An 8,092-nucleotide genomic window follows, 5' to 3' on the forward strand; every position below is an offset into this window, starting at 1 on the left:
ACGGCACGGAGGTGTCGTTCGCCGGTGATGAGGATTCTGTCGGTGCACTCTGCGCGGGCTGTGCGTATCCATCGTTCGGCGAACGCGTTGGACCGCGGGCTGTGCGACGGGGTCAGGATGACGGCTGTGCCATTGTCGGCGAAGACGGCGTCGAAGGCGGCGGTAAACTTGCTGTCCCGGTCGCGGATGAGGAACCGGAAGCACCCAGCTCTGTCTTCGAGTTCCACGAGCAGGTTGCTGATGGGGATCTTTGAGTTCGGCCACCCGTGATCGGCTCCGCCTCAGAGTTGCTCTGCTCGATCCCCAGGCAGACCCGCTGATCCGCGAGCGCCAGGGCTCGCCCGATAGTCAGCCAGCACCAAAACGCGCGGCCAGCTGGTAGTTAAGGGACCTTCGGCGAGATGAAACATGGCCGGCGGGCCGCCTGGGCCGCCTACCTGGCTGAACGCCACCACCCAGGAGAACCCCTACAGTGTGTACACCCCCTTCCGGTTCCGGGAGGAACTGACCGACACCAACCGTGCCTCCTGCCTGAACGAGACCCGGAACCGGCACATGTCAGCGGAGCCGCCAAGCCATGAGCACACCCCCGGCCGCAGTCATGCCGAGCTGGCCGTACTGCGCACACGGCTCGGACCCCACCGCCGATCCCGTCGGCTGCCGCGGTATCCACGTGCCCGGCCACACAGCATGCCTTGCCCACCTGACCGACACAGACCGTGACGCCTACCTGGCAGGACTGACCTCCGGCGCCGACATCGATCACCGCGGCACCCCTCTCACCGAAATGCTGCTGGACCAGCTTCTTAGCGCGCTCCGCGACCCCAGCACCGGAAATCCTCAGATGGGTACCGCCAAGTTCAATGGGGCCCGGTTCTCAGGCACTGCCAAGTTCGGCAGGGCTCAGTTCTCCGGCCTTGCCACATTCGACAGGACGCAGTTCTCCCGCGAAGCCCGGTTCGGCGGGGCACAGGTCTCCCACAACGCCTGGTTCAGCGAGGCGAAGTTCGTGATGGCTCCGGAACTGGGGCCGCTCGTGTGCAGCGGACAGGTGAATCTGTCTGGTGCTGTGTTTGAGGGGCCGGTGACGCTGGAGATTGCCGCGCGTAAGGTGCTCTGCACGCGCACTCGGTGGGAGTCGACGGCAGCGGTGCGCCTTCGCTACGCCATGGCAGACCTCGGGCATGCAGTACTGTCAGCGCCCGTAGCGGTCACCGCCCACCCGGCCCCCTTCACCTCCAGACCTTGGGTCCCCATAGACGAGAGCCCGCTGTCGGGCTGCAGCGACGCGGTGCGGGTAATCTCGGTGCAGGGGGTGGATGCCGCCCAACTGGTCCTGATCGACACCGACCTGAGTGGCTGTCTGTTCTCGGGGGCCTTCCACCTCGACCAGCTCCGCTTGGAAGGCCGCACCGTCTTCGCACCCACGCCCACTGGCTGGCACCGCCGCGGGATACGACTGACACGGTGGACCCGCCGACGCACCCTGGCCGAGGAACACCACTGGCGCGCACATGCCGCCAGCCAGCCTCCACTACTCCCAGGCCACACCCTCTCGCTCGCCTGTGGCGCCCCGGCCCGCACCACCCAGCCTCTTCGCTCACCCCCGGCCCCGAGAACGTTGCCGTCCTGTACCGGCAGCTCCGCAAAGCCTTCGAGGACGGCAAGAACGAACCCGGCGCCGCCGACTTCTATTACGGCGAGTGCGAGATGCGCCGCCACGACCGCACAGGCACCCCCAAGGGCGAACGCCGCCTGCTGTGGGGCTACTGGCTGCTGTCCGGCTACGGCCTGCGCGCCTCCCGCGCCTTCACCTGGCTGCTCGCCGCGATGACACTGACCGTGCTGCTCCTCATGGGCGTAGGCCTGCGCGCCGATGACCCCGACCCAGTCACCACCGGCACCCTCCACGGCAGCAAGATCAGCCTCAGCACCAGCACCCCCGACCCCGCCTTACACGACAAATGGTCAAAGCGCATGACCTGGGCCCGCGCGGAGAAGGCCACCCGTGTAGCCCTCAACTCGGTGCTTTTTCGCTCCTCAGGACAGAACCTCACTACCGCTGGCACCTACATCGAGATGGCCTCCCGCCTCCTCGAACCCACCCTTCTCGGCCTCGGCGCCCTCGCTATCCGCGGACGCATCAAACGCTGACCCACGCCACTCCCAGACCGTTCAGCAAACTGAACAACCAGCCGCTACCCACCGCTTCGACGCCGGCAGACCACTTGACGGTCGGCACGGACAAACCGTTGATCGAGCGGACGGGCTTGACTCGCGCTCGCTGAACTTCCCCATTCAATTCAGGACTCGTTCAAGTGAGGCGAGGAGCAGCCTTGGCCGATTCCACCAATCCCCATCAGTGCGGGCGAGCTGGGTGATCCATGCGCCCGTCGGGTGGACGGTGACGCCCAGGACGTGGACGCGCCGAGTCTTGATCTCCATGACGAAGAAGACGTAGAGACGTTGGAGGAAGACGGTCTCCACATGCATGAAGTCGCAGGCGAGCAGCGTATGGGCCTGGGAGCGCAGGAAGGAACGCCAAGTCTGCTGGGAGGCGCGCTGCGGTGCGGGCGGCAGACCGGAGCGGCGCAGAGCGCGGCGGATAGTGGCGGCAGCAACCCGATGGCCAAGCCGTCGCAGCTCGCCCTGGATCCTGACGTACCCCCAGGTCGGGTTCTCTCGCGCGCACCAGACGACAGTGCCAGGTCAGCAGAGTGCCCGGGGTGACCAGCCGATGGCGACGTAAGGCGGATAGCACGCGCCGCGCGAGCGCGGAGAGCACGGCACGGTCAGCCCATGAGAACCGCGGCCGCTCGATCTGCCGACGAAGCGCAAGGATCTCGGCGTTGTTCGCGGCGGTCGACCGGCCCAGCAAGAGGAAGCAGCTCAGTAGTCGACAGAAGATCAGGTAGAGCAGTCGCAGACCCACAATCAGTGCTCATGCCCATACTCGGGCAGGAATGGCGGCCGGGCCAGTAGCCCCTCCGCCTCGTGCCGGGGCCGTTCGTTGCCAGGCCAGACGGCAGGGCAGGGGCGAGCGGGGAACCGCCGCCGGGCCGCCTCACGCTGGGAGGGTAGTGCGGGGGCTGTCGCAGCCGGGCTCGGCAGTGGTGCCGTCACCAGGTCCGTGTCGGTGGTCATCGGGTGCCCGCTCCGAAGAGGATGTCCAGGCTTTCCGGCCGGTATCCCGGAGCCGGAGCTGGGGTGATGCGCGTGGCGGCCTGCCGGGTCTGCTCGGCGTGATGAGCCAGCAGCCGGCGGATCACCTCTTCCTTGCGCGGAGTGAGGTAGAGCTGTGTTGTGGTCAACTGCCGGTCGCCAAGGATGAATTGGTCATCGGTGAGAGGGAGGTTCGGGTCCTCGGCCATCCGGTAGGCGGCGGTGTGCCGCAGGGCATGCAGCGTCGCCGATGTGCCCGCCTTGGCGTTGGCGCGCTCAAACATCCGGTGGGCGGCGTGGTAGGTCAGCGGCCGGGACGGGTTCCGCAGCGTCCACCACAACGGCACCCGCCGGCCGCGTGGGATCGCGTCCTCCATCTCCAGTTGGTAGAGCCGCAACCACACGAACGCCTCGGTCGAGGCAGGAAGCTCCTGGACCTCGCCGGTGCCCTTGCGCACCACCGCGATCAGCTGACGCCCCGGGCTAACTCCTCCCTGCCATGCGGTCAGCAGTTCGCTGGCGCGGGCACCGGTGGAGATGTAGAAGGCGACCAGGGCCCGGTCCCGGTGCGAGGGAAGTCGCGCGAAGATCTCGTTGAACTCCGCGTCCGGGACGCTGCGTGGTACCCGCTTGGGCACCGTCGGCCGGTAGAGGCCGGTGCGCTCGTTGCGGGGTGGGTCCATCGGGTTGCGATGGGCATGGGCTCGCCGACCCCAACGGGAACGGTCCAGCGGGAATGGATTAAGCACCGGGCCGGTGCCCGCGTCGCGGTGGAAGTCGTAGAAGGTCCGCAGGACCGTCTCGCTGTGCGTACGGACCGACGCCACGTACGCCTTCCCGCCCGGCTTCCACTGCCCGACATGGTCGGCCCGGCGGCGCCAGTGCGGGCGCGTCGGCCGGCCCGCGAGCTGCAGCCAGCGGGAGAAGTCCCTCGCCTCGATCCTGCTCGCGCGGTCCCACGGCACCTCGACGGCCCACAGGAAACGGAACCAGCGCAGCAGGTCCATTCCATACGAGCGCTGAGTCGTTGCCGGTCGCCCGATCGCCTGCAGATCCCGCAGGAACCCCGCTGCACCTTCGACCGGCTCACAGGCTGGGCCGAAGAGCCGGTAGGGCCCCCACAGATCGTTCGTGGCCACCAGCTCTCCGGCCAAGGGCACGGACAGGGCCGCCAGGTCTCTCGATGACTCCACGGCCAGACCAACGACGACCCTGCCAAACAGTCACTGACCTGCGAGAACACCACAAGTAGTTCAGTCAACAGGTACGAAACCGCGGGGCGGGCCGAGGAGATCCTCGGCGTGAACATCGAGGACCTCGACCTCGCCGCGCGCCGCTGCCCGGTCAAGGCGAAGGGCGCCCGGCCCAAGGCCCGCCGCCGCGGCCAGGCGCGCGAGGACTACGTGCTGGAGACCGTGTACTGGGACGCCGGCACCGCCCGGCTCCTGCCCCGTCTGCTGAAAGGCCGCACCCACGGCCCGGTATTCGTCACCCACCGCCGCCCGGGGCCGGGCAAAGTCGTCAGCCCCCGTGACGTCTGCCCGGACACCGGACTGGCCTGGCTGTCGTACGGGCAGGCCCGCGCTCTGCTCGACGAGCACACCGCCGTGCGCGGACCGGGCACGGGCTGGGACCTGCACGAGTACCGTCACTCCGACCTGACCCATCTCGGTGAACAGGGCGCCTCGCTGCTGATGCTGATGGCGAAGTCCCGGCACAAGAAGCCGGAGAACGTCCGCCGCTACTTCAAACCGTCGCCCGAGGCGATTGCCGAACTCACCAGCTTGCTCGCCCCCGGCGACGCCGGGCGCACCCGCGGGGACGTAGTCACGGTGCCGGGGAACTGTCAGTAGCAAGGCGTTACGGCTGCGTTCGGAGCACGACGGAACGAGCCGGCCGGTTAGGGTGGCTGCCGTGGGCCTCCAGCAGCGCATCTGTGACCGCGCAGGTGAGTTTCTGTTCTTCGCGGTGACGCCGCCCAGGCAGACGACCACCCCCGAGCGGGCTCAGGAGATCGCCGACATCACCCGCAAGCGGCTCGACGGCCTGGAGCCCGACGGGCTCGTGCTCTACGACATCGACGACGAGAGCGACCGGAACCCGGCCGAGCGGCCGTTCCCGTTCACGCCGACGATGGACCCCGCGGAGTACCTCGCCCGGCACTTCGGAGAGCTCGACCTGCCGGTCGTGGTCTACCGGGCGGTCGGCAAGTACGACGAGAGCGACTTCCGAAGCTGGCTCACGGAGCAGCCAGACCGGGTCCTCTCGGTCTTCGTGGGCGCGGCGTCGCGGGAGACGCCGGTTGCCACCACTCTGTCGCGCGCCCAGTCGCTGCGGGCCGAACTCAGGCCCGACCTGCTGCTTGGCGGCGTCGCGATCCCGGAGCGACACACGCGCACTGGTACGGAGCACCTGCGTTTGCTCGCGAAGCAGGAGGCCGGCTGCTCCTACCTCGTCACCCAGGTCGTTTACGACGTCAACGCCGCCAAGGACCTGGTTTCGGACTACCGCTACGAGTGCGCCGCCCGCGATCTGGCGCCCGTCCCGATCGTGTTCACGTTCTCGGTCTGCGGGTCGATGAAGACGCTGGAATTCCTGAGGTGGCTCGGCGTGGACGTGCCCCGCTGGATCCACAACGAACTCCAGCACGCCGATGACACGCTGCAGGCATCGTTCGAGCATGCGCTGGCGACCGCCCGCGAGCTGATGACCTTCTGCCGACGGCTCGAGGTGCCGTTCGGCCTCAACGTCGAGAGCGTGTCCATCCGCCGCGAGGAGATCGAGGCGGCGGTCGACCTGGCTGCCCGGCTCCGGTCCGAGCTTTGCCGCTGACAGGAGGGGCAGGCGACTTCTATCGCCTGACGGACAGTTCTGCCGCCACCGGTGACGGCAGACGGTGCCGGTCGATATGTTGTGGCGCGGCTGGACGCCAGCCGGTCCGATCTCGTTCCACCCACGCGGGAACGGGTGCTCCACGGGCGAAGACGTCTCCAAACTCAGCGTCTCTCCGGGCAGCATAAGCGGGGCCACGGGTGCCTCCGGCCCTCGATCAAGCCCGGTATGCCTCACCGCCGGCTTCGATCGCTGCCCAGCGGGCCCGACTCACCCGCCAGGCCCTCGTACGACAGGCCGAGTCGCAGTACCGGTGCGACCGCCTGCTGCCCTTGGGCAGCTCCCTGCCGCACTGGCCGCACCGCCGGACGTACCTCCCGCCCATGACTCCAGGTTCCTCCCATCCGGCGGCACAGGCCAGGGCCGGTCACTCCTCGTCGGTGGCGTCGGAATCGCGCAGCGAACGCAGGCCGCCGGGCAGGTCGGGAAGCTGGAAGGAGTACCGGCCGAGCATGTTGATGTGATGCCGCACGAACGGCGAGAGACGGGCCACGTCCTCGTCACGGACGTCGAAGCCGTCCGCACGCAGCTGGTTCACCGCGGCGTCCATGTACCGCGTGTTGAACAGCACGAGGGCATTGAGGACCAGGCCCAGGGCTCCGATTTGGTCTTCCATACCTGAAGGGTGTCATTATTCCCATCAGGTTGCTGAGCTGGGCGTTCTCTGTCGATGGTGAGGCAATCGGAGAGGCGTGGTGTGGTACTCGTTGAGCAGTCCACCGAGCACCTGCCGACGCCTGACCGCGGCAGCGGGCAGGGGGATGATGTGCGGGTCGTCGTCGGGTGCTCGTAGGTCCAGTGGCTGCGGTGGGCCCGTCCCGCGTTGTAGTGCTCGGCATACGTGGTGAGGACCGTGCGCAGGTGGCGTTCGCCGGTGATGAGGAGGCGGTCGGTGCACTCTGCGCGGGCTGTGCGTATCCATCGTTCGGCGACCGCGTTGGACCGTGGGCTTTGCGGTGGCGTCGGGATGACGGCTGTGCCGTTGCCGGCCAGGACGGTGTCGAATGCGGCGGTGAACTTGCTGTCCCGGTCGCGGATGAGGAACCGGAAGCACCCGGCTCTGTCGCCGAGGTCCATGAGCAGATTGCGGGCGAGTTGGCTGACCCATGCGCCGGTGGGGCGGGCGGTGACGCCCAGGACATGGACTCGCCGGGTGGCGATCTCCATGGCGAAGAAGACGTAGAGACGCTTCAGGAGGACGGTCTCCACGTGCATGAAGTCGCAGGCGAGCAGCGTGTGGGCTTGGGCGCGGAGGAAGGAGCGCCAGGTCTGCTGGGATGCGCGCTGCGGTGCGGGCGGTAGACCGTAGCGGCGCAGGACGCGCCGGACGGTAGCGGCGGCAACCCGATGACCGAGCCGTCGGAGCTCGCCCTGGATCCTGACGTACCCCCAGGTCGGGTTGTCTCGTGCCAAGCGCTGGATGAGCGCCGCAATCTCCTCTGACAGCGGTGGCCGGCCGGGGCCGGTTGGGGTCTGGCGCCATTTCCAGCGCACCAGACGACGGTGCCAGGTCAGCAGCGTGCCCGACGTGACTAGCCGATGACGACGCAAGGCGGGCGGCAGCTGGCGGGCGAGGGCGGAGAGCACGGCACGATCGGCCCATGAAAGCCGCGGCCGCTCGATCTGCCGTCGCAGGACAGCGACCTCATGACGAAGCACGAGGATCTCGGCGTTGCTCGCGGCGGTCGATCGGCCCAGCAGGAGGAGGCAGCCCAGTAGTCGGCAGAAGATCAGGTAGAGCAGTCGCAGACCCACGATCAGTGATCGTGCCCATACTTGGGCGAACGAAAAGCTCCAGGTCAACCACCGCGCGGCAATAAAGACACCCTTCACGCACCCTGGCAGCCAGGAACCCCACGTGCGAGCTGCCTGCGAAAACCGGCCCGGAGAGATCAGCAGCAGTCCGCCCTCCCCCTGTCGCATGGGGAGCACGGCACCGCGCTCGGGCGTTTCCCCTTGAGCGTGGACACCCTGATCATTGGATCGTGATGATCCATAGGACAGGAGTTCCCGTTGGGGACGTCGAAGTACTCGCCTG

The 8,092-nt window shown here is 67.9% G+C and carries 3 protein-coding genes and 6 pseudogenes; 4 read left to right on the top strand and 5 right to left on the bottom strand.

What is annotated here, in order from left to right; all coding sequences use genetic code 11:
* A pseudogene (locus ACWDSL_RS50325) lies at positions 1 to 227 on the bottom strand (hypothetical protein); the annotation flags it as partial.
* Between the two features lie 617 nt (positions 228 to 844).
* Here ACWDSL_RS50325 and ACWDSL_RS50330 point away from each other — a divergent pair.
* Both ACWDSL_RS50330 and ACWDSL_RS50335 read left to right on the top strand, forming a co-directional pair.
* Positions 845 to 943: pseudogene (locus tag ACWDSL_RS50330) on the top strand (pentapeptide repeat-containing protein); the annotation flags it as partial.
* A gap of 524 nt (positions 944 to 1,467) precedes the next feature.
* Positions 1,468 to 2,154: a hypothetical protein gene (locus ACWDSL_RS50335; RefSeq protein WP_450496110.1), complete on the top strand. Its 687-nt coding sequence runs from the start codon at positions 1,468 to 1,470 to the stop codon at positions 2,152 to 2,154.
* 210 nt (positions 2,155 to 2,364) lie between these two features.
* On the opposite strand, the pseudogene ACWDSL_RS50340 reads toward ACWDSL_RS50335, so the two are convergent.
* A pseudogene (locus tag ACWDSL_RS50340) lies at positions 2,365 to 2,932 on the bottom strand (integrase); the annotation flags it as partial.
* A 208-nt stretch (positions 2,933 to 3,140) separates the two neighbouring features.
* Positions 3,141 to 4,355 carry a tyrosine-type recombinase/integrase gene (locus tag ACWDSL_RS50345; protein ID WP_450496106.1) on the bottom strand — a complete coding sequence of 405 codons (1,215 nt, stop codon included), beginning with the start codon at positions 4,353 to 4,355 and terminating at the stop codon, positions 3,141 to 3,143.
* A gap of 72 nt (positions 4,356 to 4,427) precedes the next feature.
* On the opposite strand from ACWDSL_RS50345, the pseudogene ACWDSL_RS50350 reads away from it, so the two are divergent.
* A pseudogene (locus ACWDSL_RS50350) lies at positions 4,428 to 5,015 on the top strand (site-specific integrase); the annotation flags it as partial.
* Between the two features lie 61 nt (positions 5,016 to 5,076).
* On the top strand, positions 5,077 to 5,994 hold the full coding sequence (locus ACWDSL_RS50355) for a methylenetetrahydrofolate reductase (RefSeq protein ID WP_450496108.1): 918 nt from the start codon (positions 5,077 to 5,079) through the stop codon (positions 5,992 to 5,994).
* A 427-nt stretch (positions 5,995 to 6,421) separates the two neighbouring features.
* Here ACWDSL_RS50355 and ACWDSL_RS50360 read toward each other — a convergent pair.
* A pseudogene (locus tag ACWDSL_RS50360) lies at positions 6,422 to 6,673 on the bottom strand (Tn3 family transposase); the annotation flags it as partial.
* 21 nt (positions 6,674 to 6,694) lie between these two features.
* A pseudogene (locus ACWDSL_RS50365) lies at positions 6,695 to 7,809 on the bottom strand (integrase core domain-containing protein).
* Between the last annotated feature and the right edge of the window lie 283 nt (positions 7,810 to 8,092).

Source organism: Streptomyces sp. NPDC000941, assembly GCF_053599555.1.